Source organism: Rhodococcus sp. TAF43 (assembly GCF_052113525.1).
Lineage (GTDB): Bacteria > Actinomycetota > Actinomycetes > Mycobacteriales > Mycobacteriaceae > Prescottella.
In genome coordinates this window covers 63,512-79,594 of sequence record NZ_JBFRDL010000031.1, presented here as the reverse complement: position 1 = coordinate 79,594, position 16,083 = coordinate 63,512, and the positions used below count along the sequence as shown (strand labels likewise).

Here is a 16,083-nt window from a genome sequence, read left to right as displayed (position 1 = left end):
GCTTCCGGGTCACTGACGCAGGCCGGCTTCGCGCATGAGCGGCAGCACTCGCTCACCGAAGTACTCGAGTTCCTGGACGTAGTCGAGGAATCCGACCATCATCCCGCCGACGCCGGCCTGCTCCAGCTCGAGGAGCTGGTCGACGATCTGCTCCGGGGTGCCGATGAGCGGGTAGCCGCCGTAGCCGAGGATGAACCGCTCCTGCATCGCCTGGATCTTGTCGAAGGACCCGCTCTCGGAACCCAGTCCGCCGGACACCTGGCGCGCGACGTCCCAGTCGCCCTGCTCGAGAATGTGGTCGAGAAGTTGCTTGGTCTCCTTCTCGGTGTCGCGGCAGATGATGTTCCCGTAGCTGAGGATGCCGAGGTCGCTACCCTGCTGCTGGGCGATGCCGCGCACGCGTGACGCGGTGTCCTTCGCCTCTGCGGGGTCGGAGAACGCGATGAAGTTGAAATCGCATTCACGAGCGCAGAATTCGAGTCCGGCCGGAGAGTTGCCGGCGTTCACCAGTACCGGGTACGGCTGCTGGATCGGCTTGGGGGACGAGAACGCGTCCTTGATCTCGAAGAACTCTCCGGTGAAGTTCACTCCCTCGCCCTCGGTCCACATGCGCTTGACGATCTCGATCCATTCGGAGCCGAAGCGGTAGCGGACATCGTGTTCGCGCTGGGTGCCGCCGAACATCTCCATCTCGGCCTTGTACCAGCCCATGGTCATGTTCAGGCCGTGCCGGCCACCCGAGATGTGGTCGACCGTGACCGACTCCTTCGCGGCCACGATCGGGTGCTTGGTCGGCACGTGAATCGTGGTGAACACCATGATGTTCTCGGTGGCCTCGGCGATGCCGGCAGCCCACGCGTGGGTCTCGTAGTTGGAGCCGTTGAAGTTCGTCTCCCCGCCCATGCCGCGGTAGCGCGCCACGGGGAGCATCGCCTCGAAGCCGAGGCGGTCGGCCAGTTGCGCGATCTTCTTACCGTGTTCCCATGTCAGCTCGTACGTGGTCTCGGCATGGGTGGCCATGAGCCCGTGGCTCACGTTCGAGCCGAAGATGCCGAGCTTCATACGGTTGTCGTTGAACATCGCCACACCGCTCGCACGGCGGGCCTCGAGCAGTTCGTCATAGGACATTCTCGGGGTGGTCATACCGTTCTCCTCTGCACGGGACACGCCATCGAACGGGAGGTTTCCACGTCGGTCCGTGTCGTGTGCAGGCAAGGTAGGCAGGGGAAAGACGCCGGAACTATGCACGAAACGCAAGTGGCCCGGCCGATTTGCGCAGCGGCCGGGCGAAGTTCCGCATAGAAGAATTGCATGGGCTTTCCGTGGGTCTCCTACGTACGTTGATGCGGATGTCGCACGTGAGTGCTCACGAGGAGGGTGCATGACTGCCGCCGAAACCCACGAACCCGAGCTGGATCAGCTGTACGCCGATTTCGCCGCCGAGAATCTCAACCCGCTGTGGACGCAGCTGGGCGATTTGATGCCGATGGTGCCGACATCGAAAGCTGTTCCGTCCGTGTGGAAGTGGTCCACGTTGTATCCGCTCGCACAGCGGGCGGGGGATCTGGTCCCGGTCGGACGGGGTGGTGAGCGTCGTGCGATCGCGCTCGCCAACCCGGGTCTGGGTGGCGTTCCGTACGTCACGCCCACGTTGTGGGCGGCGATCCAATATCTCGGACCGCGCGAGACCGCTCCGGAACATCGTCACTCGCAGAACGCTTTCCGATTCGTCGTCGAGGGCGAGGGGGTGTGGACGGTCGTGAACGGGGATCCGGTGGCGATGCGCCGCGGTGATTTCCTGTTGACGCCGGGCTGGGCCTTCCACGGCCACCACAATGAGACGGACCATCCGATGGCGTGGATCGACGGACTCGACATTCCGTTCGTGAACTACACCGACACCGGGTTCTTCGAGTTCGGAGCAGACGGAGTCACCGACACCTCGACCCCGGACGTCTCACGCTCGGAGCGACTCTGGGCGCATCCGGGTCTGCGGCCGCTGGTCGGCGTCGATGCGAGGACCAGCTCGCCGATCGCGTGCTACCGGTGGGAACACACCGATGCCGCACTGCGGGAGCAGCTTGCGCTCGAGGGCGAGGGATACCTGGCCACGTCCGAGCCCGGTCACGCCGCCGTGCGGTACACGAACCCGACTACGGGTGGTGATGTGATGCCGACGATCCGCGCCGAGTTCCATCGGCTGCGTCCGGGTGCTGCGACCCGCACCCGCCGGGACGTCGGCTCGGTGGTGTTCCAGGTTTTCGAGGGCGAGGGCCGTTTCCGGCTCGGCGACCAGGCCCACGATGTCGCGAAGGGCGACATGATCGTCGTTCCGTCGTGGGTGCCGTGGGATCTCGAAACCGACGGCGGGATAGACCTGTTCGCGTTCTCGGACGCACCGATCGTGGAGCGTCTGCACTTCCATCGCACTCATATTTCCGAAGGAGCCTGATCCTCATGCGTCTCGCCACTCTCCGTCTCGACGGTGGTACCGCAGCCGTCCGCGTCGATTCCGACACGTCCGCCACCGTCGTCGACGGGTACGCGGACCTGTCGGCGCTGCTGAACGATCCGGACTGGCAGACCGTCGCCGAGAACGCGTCCGGAGCGGTCGTCGATCTGGCCGGCGCCGACTACGCGCCGGTGGTTCCGAGTCCCGGGAAGATCGTGTGCGTGGGCCTGAACTACGGCACTCACATCAAGGAGATGGGCCGCGAGCTGCCCGCGTACCCGACGCTGTTCTCGAAGTTCAAGGAAGCACTCACCGGCCCGTACGACGATGTGATCGTGCCCGCGTACGCGGCGTCGCAGCTGGACTGGGAGGCCGAGCTCGCGGTGGTGATCGGCAAGCCGGCGTATCAGGTGGCCGAGGCCGACGCGGATGCGTACATCGCCGGCTACTCGGTGATCAACGACTACACGATGCGCGACTACCAGTACCGCACGCTGCAGTGGGACCAGGGCAAGACGTTCGAGAAGACCAGCGGCTTCGGCCCGCACCTGGTCACCGACTACCAGCTCGGCACCCGCATCGAGACCCGGCTCGAGGGCGAGGTGATGCAGTCGGCCACCACCGACGACCTGGTGTTCACCCCGGCTGGGCTCGTCGATTACATCTCGCACATCGTCACGCTGCAGCCCGGTGATGTGATCATCACCGGTACCACCGGGGGTGTCGGCCATGCCCGCAAGCCCGCGCGCTACATCGGTGACGGGGATACGGTCGAGGTGAGCATCGAGGGACTGGGCTCGGTGCGCAACAAGACCGTCGTCAGGTAGGAGCGTTCGTGGCCTTCAACGATCTGGATCTGTCCGAGCGGCTGGACCTCGCGCGTGAGGGGACCGCGTACTTCGCGCAGCGGCTCGCGGCGGTGTCCGACGCGGACCTGTCGGGTCCGAGCCTGCTCGAAGGGTGGACGCGAAAGCACCTCGTCGCGCACGTCGGCTACAACGCCGCCGCGCTGTGCCGGATCCTCGACTGGGCTGCGACGGGTGTGGAGACGCCCATGTACGAATCGATGCAGCAGCGGGCCCGGGAGATCGACGAGGGCGCCACGCTGAGTGTCGGGTCCTTGCGAAACCTCTTCACCCACACAGCCGCCCGGCTCGACGAGCAGTGGCGCACCGTCCCTCGGGAGGCGTGGGCCGCGCAGGTGCGGACCGCGCAGGGGCGGATGGTGCCGGCGTCGGAGACCGCATGGATGCGCAGCCGCGAGGTGTGGATCCACACGGTCGACCTCGGGAACGGTGGGCGCTTCGACGAGTTCCCCGACGTCGTCCTCGACTCGCTCCTCGACGACGTCGTCGGGATGTACGGCGCCGTTGTCGATTCAGCGCGCCGGTGGAACGTGCCCGGTGACGATGCGGTGGATGAGGCTTCCCGCTCGCGCTCATCCGATCGCACACCCGCGCGGTCCGCGATACGGTCATCGACAGGGACGTGGGTCGCTGATCCGGCATCACCTGCTGCTCGCCCCCGCGTTCGGTGAAAGCGATTGGTGGGTACACACTTTCGGTGGAGGTCGGCATCGGTATCCTTCCGCAATCAGATTCGGTGCGACCTTGCTCGAGCGGGAGATCTGCGGTCCACTGCTGGAACTGGCAGACGACCCAGCCGCTGCCGACAGATAGCTGTGAGTTCTTCGCGGAGGTCCTCGGGAAGATCGGCAGCGGCGCCGATACGTTGACGGAGCAGGCTCTGTAGTTGGCGAAAGTACTCGGACTGTGAGAGCCCGAATTCCACCAGAATGTCCTCACCGGAACCGCCGCCCCGATGGCGCCGCTTCCTGGCGAAGGTGACCATGTAGTTGTAGTTCTGGTCGTTCATGCTGAAGTCACCGCTGCCACAGTGGATTCGAGGGGCGAGGTTCGTCGTTGCCGTCATGGTTCACGACGTCGATGTCAGGTCGGACGGAAGACCGTATGCGGCGAAGAGCCTCTCCAGGCGAGTGATGCGCCGGGCGCGAGCCAGACGCGGCAGGTCGCTGCCGTCGTTGACGCGTTCACCGTCCTCGCCGAGCGTATCGATCACCTTGCGAGCCCAGCGCACATCGTGGTCGGTGGGCGAGAGGAGCTTGTTCACCGTCGAGGTCTGCTCGGGTCGCATACACAGCCGGCCCGTCGCGCCGAGTGAAGCAGCATTCGTGGTCTCATCTTCCAGAACGGACTGTCTGAAGGACACGGTCGGCCCGTCGATCGGTCCGGGAAGTCCTGCCGCGCGACTGGCGGCCGTCAGGTGCGATCGCGGGTATGCCATGGCAAGCGGTGATTGATCCATGCCTGTATCGCGGCGGTAGTCCCCACTTCCGAATGCCAGTCGGAAAGTCGCGGGCGACTGCGCGATCGAGGTGGCCGCGACCATGCCGGCCGCGGTCTCTACCAGTGCGATGACTCGTGTTCCGGGATGGAGTCGCTGCGCGGTTGCGTCGACTTGTTCCGCTGTTTCGGTCTTCGCCAGCATCACGCCTTCGATGTTGTCGAGTGCTGCGATAGCTGCGAGGTCGTTGTTCCAGTGCTCTGTGGTCGCGTCGTTGATGCGGACCCATGCTCGGCCGCCGGACCGCGTCCACCGTGTCAGTTCTGCACGAGCTTTGTCCTTGTTGGACGCGATGACGGCGTCTTCGAGATCCAGGATCACGGCGTCGGCGGCGGACTCGAAGGCTTCGGCGAAGCGCTCAGGCTTGTCGGCAGGGACGAGAAGCCACGATCGAGCGTGGGAGGCGTCGAGGTGGTGGCGGTGGGTGATCGGGGGTTGGTGGGTCATTCTGCTCAAAACCGTTCTTGCTCGTCGCTGTCGGTGGTGTGTCGATTCAGGCGGCCGTGTCGGCCTGCGGCAGCCCAGGTCGTCGGTAGCTGGCGTAAGTCATCGGTGGCCGGCGGTAGCGGAGGCTCTTGTTCGGGGGTGGGCTCTCGATGGTCGGCCGCGGAATCCGTCGGTGGCAGACGAACCTTCAACCCGCCGGGATGGCGGTCGTGCTCGACAACGGGTTCTGATCGGGTGAACACGCTTGTTGCCCAGACTTTGATTCGCTGCCCAGGCGGGCTGAAGAAGCAGTGCAGCTCGTGGCCGGGTGAGGTGATGTCGATCGGGTGACTCCTAGTGGCCGGGCGGTGAGGACGCGGCCGGCTCACGCGTCTGTGGGCCGACTCTGGTGTCGTCCGCACCCGCGTGGGCGTAGCTGTTGTGCGCTGGCTCACGTTCCGCAACCATGACTTGTATATTCCTGCCTATACAAGCTTGTGTCAAGGGGCCCGCAGCATCGTCGAGCACCTCGGGGCCGAGGTTCTGGCGACGCGGACGCCACCGAGCAGCGTCTTTGCTCGCGGACAGGCGCAACGAGCCGAGGCTCCGGCCGGCTCGAACGGCGCTGGCGGAGATCGCAGCGTTCGGCCCGTTGCGGCGGATGGTGGGTCGAGTTGGTCGGTAGACTTCGTGGACCGAGTCGACGAACGGGGCGGTGAGACCTCGTCGCGAGGAGTGGGTGCAGGTTATGGCAGTTGTTGACGTCGACGCGGAACTTGCCGCGCTGTTCGGCGAGGTCGGCGGCGAGTCCGTGCCCGCCTACGAACGGGTCAAGAAGCTGGTGGCCGAGCAGATCCGTTCGGGCCGTTGGTCGGAGGGCGACCAGTTGCCGTCCGAGAACCAGTTCGTAGGCGCGCTCGGTCTGTCCCGGATGACGATCAACCGCGCGCTGCGCGAACTGACCAGTGACGGCCTGATCGTCCGGATGATGGGTATCGGCACGTTCGTCGCGAGCACCAAGACCCCGTCACCGCTGTTCGAGGTCAAGAACATCGCCGACGAGATCCAGGAGCGGGGTCACCGGCACCGCACCGAGGTGATCTTCGTGCGCGAAGAGGAGGCCGACCACTCGCAGGCATTCCTCCGGGATGCGGTCGGTGCCAAGGTGTTTCACTCGGTTCTCGTGCACTACGAGGACGACAAGCCGATCCAGGTGGAGGACCGTCTGGTGAACCCGGCCGAGGCGCCGGACTACCTCGACCAGGACTTCACCACGATCACGCCCAACGACTACCTCAGTCGTGTCGCGCCGCTCGTGCGGGGCGAACACGTGGTCGAAGCCGTCCTGGCCAGCCCGGAGGAATGCCGCCTGCTGCAGATCGACCGCGGTGAGCCGTGCCTGCTGATCCGGCGCCGGACCTGGTCCGAGCACGGGTTGGTGAGTACGGCGCGGCTGATCCACCCGGGATCGCACAACCGGCTCGAGGGTGCCTTCGCTCGCTGAGGAGGCATTGATGGTGAAGGATCTCAGACGGATACCGTCGGAAATCCTTGACCATCAGTGCTCCTCCAGGAATGGCTTCACGACCGCCAGGACCTCGGGGGACGCCGCGACCGTGGTGGCGTGGTCGAAGCCGGGAATGACCGCCAGCCGCGACCCCGGAATGAGCGACGCCAGCTTCTTCGTGTCGGACAGCCGCGGACGGTCCTCCGACCCGACGAACAGCAGTGTCGGCAGGTCGAGTGTTTCGAGTGCCGCGTCGGGCACTCCGGGCTCGGTCTCGGACCGGCGGAGGTACGCGACCAGGGCGCGGGTGTCGTTGGCGTCGAACGCGGCCCGGGTGGCGGCGTCGAGTGGCCAGGGGCGGTACGCGTTCCACCGGTCGAGGAAGGCCGTCATGCCCTCGTGGTCGAGGACATCGATGCAACCAGGGAAGAACAGTTTGTCGAACGAACCGGCCTGTGGACGGGAACTGCCGCCGCCGACGGTGAGGGTGCGCAGGCGTTCGGGGGCGCTCACCGCGAGCGAGAGCCCGACGCGTCCGCCGAACGAGTAGCCCAGGTAATGGGCCCGGTCGTGACCCAACGCGCCGAGCACCGCGACGATGTCGCCCACCACCAGGTCCATCGCGTACGAGTCCGCGTCGTACGGCGTATCGCTGCGGCCGTGGCCGCGCATGTCCGGCAGGATCAACTGGTACTGATCGCGCAGGGCCTTGACGTACCCGAACGCGCGCCAGATCGCACTGGACAGCGCGGTGCCGTGCGCCAGCACCAACGGTGGCCCGTCGCCGATCACCCGATACGCGATCCCGACACCGTCGACGGGGTTGACTGCCTGCTGCATGACCACCCCTCTACGTTAGGTCGCGATCGGGATCAGCAGACCTACACTGAGGCCGTGCCCGAGATTCCCGCTATCGACCCGGATCACGCCCGCCGCGCGGCGCTGGCGCTCGAGACGCCGGACATCGGAGCGTGGGCCAACCGCTTCGAGCTGCTCTCCGACCCCAACCGGCTGCGGCTGCTGCTGTGCCTGCACCACGCCCCCGACATCTGCGTCACCGATCTCGCGGTGGCCCTTGGGATGACGGGCACCGCGGTGTCCCACGCGCTGCGTCTGTTGCGGCAACAGGGCTGGGTGTCGGCCGAGCGGTCCGGCCGCACCGTCCGCTACCGCCTGGTCGACGACACCGTGCACGAGCTGCTGCACACCATCGGGGCCACCCACTTCCACGAGCACGACGCGAGCTGACGTCGCTTCACCGAATCCCCTGTTGCCGGTCGCGGGTGCGGCCTATCGTGACTTCGGACAGCCTCCGTCCGGAGGGGACCCGTGATGCACGAGATGGCGATCACCCAGAGTGTCGTCGACGCGGTGTGCGAGCGCGCCGGCGACCGCAACGTGCGCAGCATCCGACTGCAGGTCGGTTGCCTGTGCGCGGTGGTGCCCGATGCGATGCAGTTCTGCTTCGAACTGGTCACGGAGGGGACGGTCGCCGAGGGCRCCCGCCTCGATATCGAGGAGCCTCCCGGACTGGCGCACTGCCGCGGCTGTGACACGGACTTCCCCCTACGCGATCTGGTTCTGCTGTGTCCGTGCGGCAGCGCCGACGTCGAGGTCCTCTCGGGCCGTGAACTGCGGATCATGTCGATGGAAGTGGGTTGAACCATGTGTGCAACGTGTGGCTGCGGCAAGGTCGACGAGGCCGGCGGGACGGCCGGAACCCGGATCAGTGTCCCCGGCGTGGACCCTCGCGAGCACGAACACGAACACGAACACGAACACGAACACGGTCACGGCCATGCGCACGGGCACGGCCACTCGCACGAGCCGACCGGGACCGAGACGATCACGCTCGAAGAGAAGATCCTGGCCAAGAACGACGTCCTCGCGGAGGAGAACCGCGCGTGGCTCACCGAGCGCGGGGTGCTCGCGTTCAATCTGATGAGCTCGCCCGGCTCGGGAAAGACCACGCTGCTCGAGCGCACAGTGCGAGACCTGTCGGATACCGGTCCGATCTCGGTGATCGAGGGCGATCAGGAGACACTGCTCGACGCCGAACGCATTCGAGCCACGGGATGTTCTGTGGTACAGGTGAATACGGGCTCGGGATGCCACCTCGACGCCGAGATGATGCGCGGCGCGCTCGACACGCTGCGTCCCGCGAACGAGTCGCTGGTGTTCGTGGAGAATGTCGGAAATCTGGTGTGCCCCGCCCTGTTCGACCTTGGCGAGCAAGGTAAGGTTGTCCTAATATCGGTGACGGAGGGCGACGACAAGCCGTTGAAGTACCCGCACATCTTCGCGGTCGCCGACCTCGTGATCGTCAACAAGACCGACCTGCTCCCGTATGTCTCGTTCGACCCTGCGGTGTGCGAACGGAACGCAAGATCGGTGAATCCCGGTGTGCAGGTTGTGAATCTGTCCGCGACCAGCGGCGAGGGGATGGACCGGTGGTACCGGTGGATCGCCGAGCGTCGGCTGGGATGACCATCTGCCGTTGACATATCTCCCGGTCCGCGCCTTAATTGTGGTGGGCGTCACGCAAGTGGGCCGAGGGTCGACTCCGGTGACGCAGGGGCGGGTGAGCCCCGGGGAGTGGCCGACATGTCGACACCGACCAAAGCTGCGAAGAAGCCAGAGCACGCCAAGGCCGACGAKACGGACGAGGGGCTCATCCACATCCTGTGGATCAATGCGGGGCTCAGCTGCGACGGTGACTCCGTCGCGCTCACCGCCGCCACCCAGCCGAGCGTCGAGGAGATCGTCTTCGGCGCACTGCCGGGACTGCCCAAGATCGCCGTGCACTGGCCGTTGATCGACTTCGAGTGCGGGCCCGAGGGCGGCGCCGACGACTTCCTCGAATGGTTCTGGAAGGCCGACCGCGGAGAGTTGGAGCCGTTCGTGCTCGTCGTCGAGGGTTCGATCCCGAACGAGAACCTGCACGACGAGGGCTACTGGTGCGGATTCGGCAACAACCCGGAGACCGGGCAGCCCGTCACGACGAGCGAGTGGCTCGACCGGCTCGCGCCGAAGGCGACGGCGATCGTCGCGGCCGGCACGTGCGCCTGCTACGGCGGTATCCATGCGATGGCCGGCAATCCGACCGGGGCGATGGGCGTACCCGACTACCTCGGATGGGACTGGAAGTCCAAGGCGGGCCTGCCGATCGTGTGCGTGCCGGGCTGCCCGATCCAGCCGGACAACCTGTCCGAGACCCTGACCTACCTGCTGTACCAGGTGACCGAGCAGGCACCGATGATCCCGCTCGACGAACAGCTCCGGCCGCAGTGGCTGTTCGGGCAGACGGTGCACGAGGGCTGTGATCGCGCCGGCTACTACGAACAAGGCGATTTCGCGACCGAGTACGGCTCACCCAAATGCATCGTCAAGCTCGGATGCTGGGGTCCGGTCGTGAAATGCAATGTGCCCAAGCGTGGTTGGATGGCCGGCATCGGTGGCTGTCCCAACGTGGGCGGCATCTGCATCGGATGCACGATGCCGGGCTTCCCGGACAAGTTCATGCCGTTCATGGACGAACCCCCAGGCGGCATTCTCTCGAGTTCGGTGTCCGAGGTGTACGGATCGGTGATCCGCACGCTGCGGAACGTCACCGGCAGGACGCTCGAGAAGGAACCGCATTGGCGCGCGCCAGGGCGCCTGCTCAGGACGGGGGCCGTCCGCACCTGGTAGCGCGAACACACGCGATCGCCGAGGGAAAAGAGGCATCTCGATGACTTCAACCGTGCCCGAGCCGAAACAGGGGGCGACCGACGACAAGGGCCTCGTCGAGATGGCCTGGGATCCCATCACCCGCATCGTCGGCAGTCTCGGGATCTACACCAAGGTCGACTTCAAGAACAAGACCGTCGCCGAGTGCCACAGCACGTCGTCGATCTTCCGCGGCTACTCGCTGTTCATGAAGGGTAAGGATCCGCGCGACGCGCACTTCATCACCAGCCGGATCTGCGGGATCTGCGGCGACAATCACGCGACCTGCTCGTGTTACGCCCAGAACATGGCGTACGGGGTCCAGCCGCCGCATCTGGGGGAGTGGATCGCCAATCTCGGCGAGGCCGCGGAGTATATGTTCGACCACAACATCTTCCAGGAGAACCTGGTCGCGGTGGACTACTGCGAGAAGATGGTGTCCGAGACCAATCCCGGTGTGCTCGCCCAGGCCGAGAACACCCCGGCGCCGCACGCCGACGAGCACGGCTACCGGAGCATCGCCGACATCATGCGGGCACTGAACCCGTTCACCGGCGACTTCTACCGGGAGGCGCTCCAGGTCAGTCGACTGACCCGAGAGATGTTCTGCCTCATGGAGGGTCGGCACGTCCACCCGTCGACGCTGTATCCCGGTGGAGTGGGGACGGTCGCGACGGTGCAGTTGATCACCGACTACACCACGCGCCTGATGCGCTATATCGAGTTCATGAAGAAGGTCGTGCCCATGCACGACGACCTGTTCGACTTCTTCTACGAGGCGCTGCCGGGTTACGAGCACGTCGGCGAGCGTCGGGTGATGCTCGGGTGCTGGGGTGCCTTCCAGGATCCCGAGGTGTGCAATTTCGCGTACAAGGACATGACGGACTGGGGTCGGAAGATGTTCGTCACCCCGGGCGTGGTCGTGGACAACAAGCTGGTGACGACGGACCTCGTCGACATCAACCTGGGCATCCGCATCATGCTGGGGTCGTCGTACTACGACGACTGGTCCGACCAGGAGATGTTCGTCAGTACCGATCCGCTGGGCAATCCCGTGGACCGTCGCCACCCGTGGAACCAGCACACCAATCCCAAGCCGCAGAAGCGCGACCTCGAGGACAAGTACAGCTGGGTGATGTCGCCGCGGTGGTTCGACGGCAAGAGCAATCTCGCGCTCGACACCGGCGGCGGTGCCCTGGCCCGGATGTGGTCCACCGCGCTGGCCGGGATGGTCGAGACCGACGAGGTCATGGCCACCGGGCACAGCGTCAAGATCGACTTCCCGAAGACGGCGCTGAAGGGCCCGGCCAGCTTCGAGTGGCGGATCCCGCAGTGGAGCAACACGATCGAGCGCAACCGGGCGCGCACCTACTTCCAGGCGTACGCGGCCGCGATGGCCCTGCACTTCGCGCGCAAGGCGCTCGTCGAGATCAACGCCGGCCGCACCAAGACGTGGGAGTCGTTCGAGGTGCCCGACGAGGGCATCGGCTGCGGCTTCACCGAGGCGGTGCGCGGGGTGCTGTCGCACCACATGGTGATCCGGGACGGCAAGATCGCGAACTACCACCCGTACCCGCCCACGCCCTGGAACGCGAGTCCGCGTGATGCCGAAGGGATCCCGGGTCCGTACGAGGACGCGGTCACGGATCTTCCGATCTACGAGGAGAACGGCCGTGACGACTTCAAGGGCATCGACATCATGCGTACCGTGCGCAGCTTCGATCCCTGCCTGCCGTGCGGTGTGCACATGTACCTCGGCGACGGGAAGAGTCTCGACAAGCTCCATTCTCCGACGCAGTCCATGACCGGGGAATGAGGTGAGGAATGGGGCCGATAGACGACGAGACACGGATCCAGCCGCACGAATCCGATCGCTGGCGGGGAGCCGGCGATCGGATCGAGGCGCTGCTCGACGCCTCCGCGGTGGGAGGTCCGGTCGCGCGTGAACGGGCCGAGCAGCTCGTCCGCGAGGTGGTGGACCTGTACGGCGAGGCGTTGGACCGGATCCTGACCGCCGCCGGCTGCACCCCCGGGCTGGTGGACGAGCTGGCGCGGGACGAGTTGGTGTCGAGCGTGCTGCTGGTGAGCGGTCTGCATCCGCACGACGTCGAGACACGGGTGCGGACGGCGCTCGACAGCGTCCGCCCCTACCTGGGTTCGCACGGCGGCGACGTCGAACTGGTGGATGTGTCGGACGGCGTCGTGCGCCTGCGCCTGCTCGGCAGCTGTCACGGCTGTCCGTCGTCGGCGGTGACGCTACAGCTCGCGGTGGAGGGCGCCGTGCAGGCCGCGGCCCCGGAGACCACGACGATCGAGGTGGAGACCGACGAGCGCGAGACCGCACCCACGCCGGGCGTGTTCACCGCCGATTCGCTGCTCTCGCACGTGCGTGAGACCACTCCGCAGAACGGAAACTGGCTGGCGGTACCGGAATTCGCCGAGCTCGCTCCGGGGGAGGTCGGCGGGTTCACCGTCGGGGGACTCACGATGCTCGTCTGTCGCGTGGGCGACGATCTCTTCGCGTACCGGGACCGATGCCCCGCGTGCGGGAACTCGATGGCGGGCACCACGATGGCGCGCCGCGCCGGTGGGCCGGTGAACGATGCGGTCCTGCGGTGCCCGAGCTGTCGCGCCCACTACGACGTCCGCCGGGCCGGCGCCGGGGTGGAGGTGCCGGACGATCACCTCGACCCGCTACCGGTCCTGGTGCGTGACGGCGTGCTCTCGGTGGCCGTGCCCACGGCGGTGACCGGGTGACCGCGCCGCGTGGCCCAGGCACCCCCACCGGACCGGCCCTGGGGGTGCTGCGTCGTATCGCGGTGACCAGACCGGACGCGCCGGTGGGCGAGCGGTGCGAGATGTGCGCGGCCCCGATCGCCGACGAGCACTCGCACGTCGTGAACATGGCCGGACGTCAGCTGATGTGCGTGTGCCGTCCGTGCTACCTGCTGTTCACCGAACCCGATGCGGCGCTGAAGTATCGGGCCGTGCCCGACCGGTACCTGTCGTTCCCGGACTTCCGGCTGGGGCCGGGCGAATGGGACGGGCTGGAGATCCCGGTGGGCCTGGCCTTCTTCTTCCGCAACTCCGAGCAGGATCGCACGGTCGCGTTCTACCCCGGACCCGCCGGTGCGACGGAATCCGATCTGCCGATCGCCGCCTGGGATTCGGTGGTGGCGGCCAATCCCGCGCTCCGCACCGTGGTCGCCGACGTGGAGGCGTTGCTGATCCGGGTCCCGACCACCGGACCCGGTGGCGCCGAGTGCCACCTGCTGCCGATCGACGCGTGCTACGAACTGGTCGGCCGGCTGCGGCGCTGCTGGCGCGGCTTCGACGGCGGGCAGGACGCCCGCCGCGAACTCGACGACTTCTTCGCGCGGATCGAACGCCGCAGTGTCGCCGCCGGCGAGGGAGGTGCGCCGTGACGTCGGTGGATTTCTCGGTGCTGTCGATCGGGCCGGAGCCGTTCTCGGTGACCCCCAACCTGATTGCGCGGGTGCGGATCGCCGAGAGCACGGGCGCGACCGTGCACGCGCTGGTGCTGCGCTGCCAGATCCGGATAGAGCCGCGGCGCCGTCGCTATTCGGACGCCGAGGAGGCGGGTCTGCTGGACCTGTTCGGGCCGCGGGAGCGCTGGGGGTCGACGCTGTCGACCTTCCCGTGGCTGCACACCACGGCGGTGGTGCCCGGGTTCACGGGTGAATGTGTGACCGAACTGGTGATGCCGTGCACGTACGACTTCGAGGTGACCGCGTCGAAGTATCTGCACGCACTCGAGGGTGACACGGTCCCCCTCAGTTTCCTGTTCAGCGGCACTGTCTTCACGAAGGGAGCCGGCGGGTTCTCGGTGGAGCAGGTCCCGTGGGATCGCGAGGCGCAGTTCGACATGCCGGTCGAGGTGTGGCGCGACGTGGTGCGGCAGAACTTCCCGTCGAACGGATGGGTGCGGCTGGACCACGACACGATCGCGGCGCTGGCGCGGTTCAAGGCGGCCCGGGGCCTGCTCGGGATCGATCAGGCCGTGACCGAACTGCTCGACGGTGCCGGGGAGGTGGCGACATGACGGGGGTCGGCGATCTGGCGCGGCTGCGGGCGGTGGCCGACGCCGTCCTCTACGAGGGCTACCTGCTCTACCCCTATCGGTCCACATCGGGAAAGAACCAGTCGCGCTGGCAGTTCGGTGTAGTGGGTCCCGTCGGTGCCGGCGAGCGGGGCATCGGCGAGGACTCGTGGATGCACGTCGACTGCGTGCTGGACCGAGCATCCGACGACGTCGTGCTCGAGCCGGTGCTGCGGTTCCTGCAGCTGCAGGTCCGCACGGCCGAGGCAGCAGAGGCGGCAGAGGGGGGCGGCTACACGCCCGTTCCCGAACTCGTGTCGGCCGGGCAGACGTGGGTGAACTGGGACGAGGCCGTGGAGGTGGAGATCCCGCTCGGCGCGTTCACGCTGCCCGAACTGCTCGTCGGCGCCGGCAGCGAGATCCGGGTGCCGGGCGGAACCGACACCGAACAGCTCGGCGCCGCGGGACGTCTGGTCCGCGAGCGGTTCCCGTTGCGGGGCAGGGTCGATCTGCGTGCGGTGGACGTGGACGGCGCGGTCCGGCTGGGCGTCGACGTCACGAACGACGGGCGGCTGGACGACCTGGTGCGGTCGGGGGTGACGGACAAGGACACCGCGATCCGGCATTCGTTCATCGGCGCGCACCTGGTCCTCTCGGCCGGCGGTGTGCGTTTCGTGTCGCTGCTCGACCCGCCCGCGAGGTTCGCCGACGCGGTGGCCGGCTGCCGCCAGTTCCGGTGCTACCCGGTGCTCGCGGGCGATCAGGATCCGCTCGCACCGGGGACCAGCGACATCGTCCTGGCGTCGCCGATCATCCTGTACGACCACCCGGAGGTGGCGCAGGAGAGCGGCGGAGACCTGTTCGACGCCACCGAGATCGACGAGATCCTCACCCTGCGCGTCATGACGATGACCGACGCGGAGAAGGCGCAGGCCCGCGCGACCGATCCACGGGCGGCGCAGATCATCGATCGGTGCGACAGCATGACGCCCGCCGAGATGCAGCAGTTGCACGGTGCGCTCCGCGATCCGCGCGCCTTCGGATCCGGGCTCGCCGAGCCCCCGACGTTCGTCACCCCCGGTGGCCTCGTTCCCGAGGTGCCCGACGACGTCCCGTGGTGGGATCCCGCCGCCGACACCACCGTTCGGCCCGGCGTCGACGGTGTCCTCGTCGGCGGGGTGCGGGTCGCGAAGGGGAGTCTGGTGCGGCTGCGGCCGTCGCGGCGCGCCGACGCGCAGGACCTGTTCTTCGCGGGCCAGGTGGCCCGGGTGGCGACCGTGCACGCGGATGTGGACGGCGGAACACACGTCGGGGTGGTGCTCGTGGACGATCCCGCGGCCGAACTGCACGACTGGTACGGCCGCTACCTGTACTTCGCGCCTGACGAAGTGGAACCACTCGATTCGCAGGGCATTTCGGCGAACGAGCGAGAGGAGAATGAGTCATGAGGGCAGTAGGAATGTTCTCCACCGTGCTGTTCGCGGCGGTGGCGGCGGCGGGTGCGTGGATCGCCGTGCGCTCGATCCCGGACATGCAGCGGTATCTGCGGATGCGTCGGATGTGACG

General features: G+C 66.9%; 17 protein-coding genes. 14 read left to right on the top strand and 3 right to left on the bottom strand.

What is annotated here, in order from left to right:
• Positions 1-9: 9 nt before the first annotated feature.
• Positions 10-1,143: an LLM class flavin-dependent oxidoreductase gene (locus AB4Z09_RS18750; RefSeq protein WP_442240428.1), complete on the bottom strand. Its 1,134-nt coding sequence runs from the start codon at positions 1,141-1,143 to the stop codon at positions 10-12.
• Positions 1,144-1,381: 238 nt separating this feature from the next.
• Here AB4Z09_RS18750 and AB4Z09_RS18745 point away from each other — a divergent pair, with 238 nt between their 5' ends.
• The 3 genes from AB4Z09_RS18745 to AB4Z09_RS18735 are packed head-to-tail and all read left to right on the top strand — an operon-like array spanning position 1,382 to position 3,989.
• Complete coding sequence (locus AB4Z09_RS18745; RefSeq protein ID WP_442240427.1) at positions 1,382-2,452, top strand: cupin domain-containing protein; 1,071 nt, start codon at positions 1,382-1,384, stop codon at positions 2,450-2,452.
• Between the two features lie 5 nt (positions 2,453-2,457).
• Positions 2,458-3,279: a fumarylacetoacetate hydrolase family protein gene (locus AB4Z09_RS18740; RefSeq protein ID WP_442240426.1), complete on the top strand. Its 822-nt coding sequence runs from the start codon at positions 2,458-2,460 to the stop codon at positions 3,277-3,279.
• A gap of 8 nt (positions 3,280-3,287) precedes the next feature.
• The gene (locus tag AB4Z09_RS18735; RefSeq protein ID WP_442240425.1) at positions 3,288-3,989 is read left to right on the top strand and encodes a maleylpyruvate isomerase family mycothiol-dependent enzyme; all 702 of its coding nucleotides are present in this window, start codon (positions 3,288-3,290) and stop codon (positions 3,987-3,989) included.
• Positions 3,990-4,387: 398 nt separating this feature from the next.
• Here AB4Z09_RS18735 and AB4Z09_RS18730 read toward each other — a convergent pair whose 3' ends face one another.
• Complete coding sequence (locus AB4Z09_RS18730; RefSeq protein WP_174913394.1) at positions 4,388-5,263, bottom strand: HpcH/HpaI aldolase/citrate lyase family protein; 876 nt, start codon at positions 5,261-5,263, stop codon at positions 4,388-4,390.
• Between the two features lie 727 nt (positions 5,264-5,990).
• Here AB4Z09_RS18730 and hutC point away from each other — a divergent pair.
• The gene (hutC, locus tag AB4Z09_RS18725; protein ID WP_174913391.1) at positions 5,991-6,746 is read left to right on the top strand and encodes a histidine utilization repressor; all 756 of its coding nucleotides are present in this window, start codon (positions 5,991-5,993) and stop codon (positions 6,744-6,746) included.
• A 54-nt stretch (positions 6,747-6,800) separates the two neighbouring features.
• On the opposite strand, the gene AB4Z09_RS18720 is transcribed toward hutC, so the two are convergent.
• Positions 6,801-7,589, bottom strand: coding sequence for an alpha/beta fold hydrolase (locus tag AB4Z09_RS18720; RefSeq protein WP_442240424.1), 789 nt, complete (start codon positions 7,587-7,589; stop codon positions 6,801-6,803).
• Between the two features lie 54 nt (positions 7,590-7,643).
• Here AB4Z09_RS18720 and AB4Z09_RS18715 point away from each other — a divergent pair, with 54 nt between their 5' ends.
• The 10 genes from AB4Z09_RS18715 to AB4Z09_RS18670 all read left to right on the top strand — a co-directional run bounded on the left by AB4Z09_RS18715 (position 7,644) and on the right by AB4Z09_RS18670 (position 16,081).
• A complete protein-coding gene (locus tag AB4Z09_RS18715; protein WP_114724344.1) occupies positions 7,644-7,997 on the top strand; it encodes an ArsR/SmtB family transcription factor in 354 nt (117 codons plus the stop codon).
• A gap of 84 nt (positions 7,998-8,081) precedes the next feature.
• Positions 8,082-8,411, top strand: a complete 330-nt coding sequence (locus AB4Z09_RS18710) for a hydrogenase maturation nickel metallochaperone HypA/HybF (RefSeq protein WP_442240435.1) — start codon at positions 8,082-8,084, stop codon at positions 8,409-8,411.
• Between the two features lie 3 nt (positions 8,412-8,414).
• Complete coding sequence (gene hypB, locus AB4Z09_RS18705) at positions 8,415-9,236, top strand: hydrogenase nickel incorporation protein HypB (protein WP_442240423.1); 822 nt, start codon at positions 8,415-8,417, stop codon at positions 9,234-9,236.
• Between the two features lie 117 nt (positions 9,237-9,353).
• Entirely contained in the window at positions 9,354-10,439 is a 1,086-nt protein-coding gene (locus AB4Z09_RS18700) for a hydrogenase expression protein HypE (RefSeq protein WP_442240422.1), read from the top strand.
• 40 nt (positions 10,440-10,479) lie between these two features.
• Complete coding sequence (locus AB4Z09_RS18695; protein ID WP_174913382.1) at positions 10,480-12,273, top strand: nickel-dependent hydrogenase large subunit; 1,794 nt, start codon at positions 10,480-10,482, stop codon at positions 12,271-12,273.
• Positions 12,274-12,281: 8 nt separating this feature from the next.
• Positions 12,282-13,214 (top strand): NifU family protein, encoded by a 933-nt coding sequence (locus tag AB4Z09_RS18690; protein WP_174913379.1) that lies wholly within the window; start codon positions 12,282-12,284, stop codon positions 13,212-13,214.
• Positions 13,211-13,882, top strand: a complete 672-nt coding sequence (locus AB4Z09_RS18685) for a DUF5947 family protein (protein ID WP_174913376.1) — start codon at positions 13,211-13,213, stop codon at positions 13,880-13,882. Before AB4Z09_RS18690 ends, AB4Z09_RS18685 begins: the two co-directional genes overlap by 4 nt.
• Positions 13,879-14,520: a DUF6084 family protein gene (locus AB4Z09_RS18680; RefSeq protein ID WP_174913373.1), complete on the top strand. Its 642-nt coding sequence runs from the start codon at positions 13,879-13,881 to the stop codon at positions 14,518-14,520. Before AB4Z09_RS18685 ends, AB4Z09_RS18680 begins: the two co-directional genes overlap by 4 nt.
• On the top strand, positions 14,517-15,965 hold the full coding sequence (locus AB4Z09_RS18675; RefSeq protein WP_174913370.1) for a hypothetical protein: 1,449 nt from the start codon (positions 14,517-14,519) through the stop codon (positions 15,963-15,965). Before AB4Z09_RS18680 ends, AB4Z09_RS18675 begins: the two co-directional genes overlap by 4 nt.
• Entirely contained in the window at positions 15,962-16,081 is a 120-nt protein-coding gene (locus tag AB4Z09_RS18670; RefSeq protein WP_397484761.1) for a DUF6893 family small protein, read from the top strand. The genes AB4Z09_RS18675 and AB4Z09_RS18670 overlap by 4 nt, the downstream gene beginning before the upstream one ends.
• The last annotated feature ends 2 nt before the right edge of the window (positions 16,082-16,083 follow it).